Raw genomic sequence first — 2,270 nt, forward strand, 5'->3', positions numbered from 1 at the left:
CTATCACCGGCGCTCAGTGGCTGAAACGGCCATGTTCCGGTTCAAAAGGCTTCTGGGTGGTCATCTAAGTCTGAGAGACTACGATGCTCAGGTGGGTGAAGCCATGACCATGGTCAAAGCGCTTAACCGGATCACGCTATTAGGAATGCCGAACAGTATTCGCATCACGTAACAATCGACCCGTATGGGGCGCAGTCGTTACAATTTCTGATTTATTCAACAAAGCCGTTGTCAATGCGTTCTCAATCTCGAAACTATCGTTTTTTCATGAAGATGTTAAGCTGATTGTCACGCGGTTTTACCCTGATACGGTGATAACCACCGACCTTATCGATGTGGTAAACAGCACGTTGGTTGCCTATCAACGACTGTTGCTGGTCACCGATCCGGCTCAAGTAAAAAGCACGCTGGACATGCTGTGCGATCTGCGCAAACGCTGTGGCCAGTTGCTGGATAAATTGGTTGCCAGCAACAGCCCTGAGGCATCGCAACAGGTCATTCTGGATATCCAACAGATTCGTCCACAGTTTCTGGCATCATGCGATAAGATTATTGCAGCGCTGAACGCCGGAGATCGTGAGGCCGGTGTGCGGGAATTTTCCACCGCCATGAATGATATACAGCGCAACTACTGCGAGCAAGTGCGCAAACTGGTCGCTTTTCAAAACGGCACCATGACCAAAACCCTCGATACCATGACCACCACCTACAACCAAACGCGGCTGCTGCTGGTATTGATCTGCCTGGCAGCAGCAGCGCCAGGCGGTATAATCGCCTGGCTTATTACGCGTAGCGTGAAACGTCCGATTCATCAGGCGCTGGTCGATCGTGTAGCGCAGTGCGATATTACTTATCGCGTACAGGCTGTTCATCAGGATGAAACCGGTCTGCTGCTCAAGGCATTGGATAACATGAACAGCAGCCTGCGTCATATTGTGGGCCAAGTACGCGATGGTGCTGAGGCGATTTCCACGGCGGCTTCACAGATTGCCACGGGGAATCAGGATCTCTCTGCGCGTACCGAAGAGCAGGCCAGTTCGCTGAAACAAACTGCCTCCTCCATGGAAGAGCTGACCTCAACCATCAAGAACACCGCAGATAATACCCGCCAGGCAACGTCGGTTTCGCATCAGGCATCAGATGCAGCCAAAAACAGCAGTGAAGTGATGCTCTCGGTGACGCAAAAAATGCGTGGTATTCAATCATCATCGCAGCGCATGGCTGAGATTATTGGCGTTATCGACAGCATTGCATTCCAAACCAATATTCTGGCACTCAATGCAGCCGTAGAAGCGGCGCGCGCGGGTGAGCAAGGGCGCGGTTTTGCCGTGGTCGCCAGCGAAGTGCGTTCACTGGCGCAGCGCAGTGCGACGGCAGCCAAGGAGATTAAGACGCTGATCGATGATACCGTCAGCAACATTCAGGACGGGATGAATCTGGTAGACAGTGCCGATGAAACTCTGGGTCGTTTGACCAACCATGTACAGGACGTTAACGCCATCATCGCGGAGATTTCTCAAGCCAGCCAAGAACAGAGCGATGGCGTTAGCCAGATTAACGTCGCGCTTGTGCAGATTGATACCACGATCCAGCAGAATGCCGCGCTGATGGAAGAGTCGGCGGCCGCTGCGATGTCGCTGCAATCCCAAGCGTCAGCATTGACCCATACAGTGAGTGCACTCAAACTTAATGCCGGAGAGGCTACTGCCACGCCGTTGTCCACACGGTAATCAACGGTTGCCCAGCCAGCCAAGCCCACGCTGGCCTTGGCCACAGGCACATCCGCACAGAATAATCAGGACTGGACCTCGTTTTGATCCCTCTTCTGGGCGCTGCATCGCCAGCGCCCAGTTTTTCTTTGCCACAACACCGCTAATCCTTGTGCTGCTTGTGCCGCATTAGCGCCAAGTCCTCTGGGATATCCTGCACAATCACTTTGTTGCGCCCAGACTTTTTAGCGCGATACAGTGCATTATCAGCGGTTTTAAGTGCGGCATCGATAGGCACTTCTTTCGGCAGGAAGGGGTCGTGTATTCAATGAGTTGATGTAGCATCAAACGTAGTACTCGCGTTCGATGTAAGTACCGATGATCCTATCGTGCATTTCGGATGATTTTGAATATCCGAGAGTCTTGCGATTGAGCCGTTGCAATCGGTTACGCAGTGTCAGATGTGCACGCTCAATACGCTGTGTATACAGCTTGCTAACAATGTGTTTTACTTTTGGAAGTTCGTCGTTGTAAGCCCTGTAGCCATCCGTGTTTGCATGA

The 2,270-nt window shown here is 52.2% G+C and carries 3 protein-coding genes and 2 pseudogenes; 2 read left to right on the forward strand and 3 right to left on the reverse strand.

Going from position 1 to position 2,270, the window contains the following annotated elements:
- A pseudogene (locus tag QZ506_RS01810) lies at window positions 1–172 on the forward strand (IS5/IS1182 family transposase); the annotation flags it as partial.
- A gap of 55 nt (window positions 173–227) precedes the next feature.
- Window positions 228–1,655 (forward strand): annotated as a pseudogene (locus tag QZ506_RS01815) (methyl-accepting chemotaxis protein); the annotation flags it as partial.
- A 75-nt stretch (window positions 1,656–1,730) separates the two neighbouring features.
- On the opposite strand, the gene QZ506_RS01820 reads toward QZ506_RS01815, so the two are convergent.
- The 3 genes from QZ506_RS01820 to QZ506_RS01830 form a co-directional block, all read right to left on the reverse strand.
- Window positions 1,731–1,865 carry a hypothetical protein gene (locus QZ506_RS01820; RefSeq protein WP_291968633.1) on the reverse strand — a complete coding sequence of 45 codons (135 nt, stop codon included), beginning with the start codon at window positions 1,863–1,865 and terminating at the stop codon, window positions 1,731–1,733.
- Window positions 1,866–1,931: 66 nt separating this feature from the next.
- Window positions 1,932–2,054 (reverse strand): hypothetical protein, encoded by a 123-nt coding sequence (locus QZ506_RS01825; protein ID WP_291968635.1) that lies wholly within the window; start codon window positions 2,052–2,054, stop codon window positions 1,932–1,934.
- Window positions 2,054–2,270 (reverse strand): IS1 family transposase (locus QZ506_RS01830; RefSeq protein ID WP_291968637.1); only part of this gene is annotated, 217 nt, incomplete at its 5' end. The genes QZ506_RS01825 and QZ506_RS01830, both read right to left, overlap by 1 nt.

The sequence above is a fragment of the Candidatus Symbiopectobacterium sp. genome (assembly GCF_020054415.1).
In the GTDB taxonomy this organism is placed as follows: domain Bacteria; phylum Pseudomonadota; class Gammaproteobacteria; order Enterobacterales; family Enterobacteriaceae; genus Symbiopectobacterium.

What these genes read in the sequence shown, in the direction of transcription:
- QZ506_RS01825 (WP_291968635.1), bottom strand. Translation starts at nt 2,054, where the DNA reads ATGCTACATCAACTCATTGAATACACGACCCCTTCCTGCCGAAAGAAG.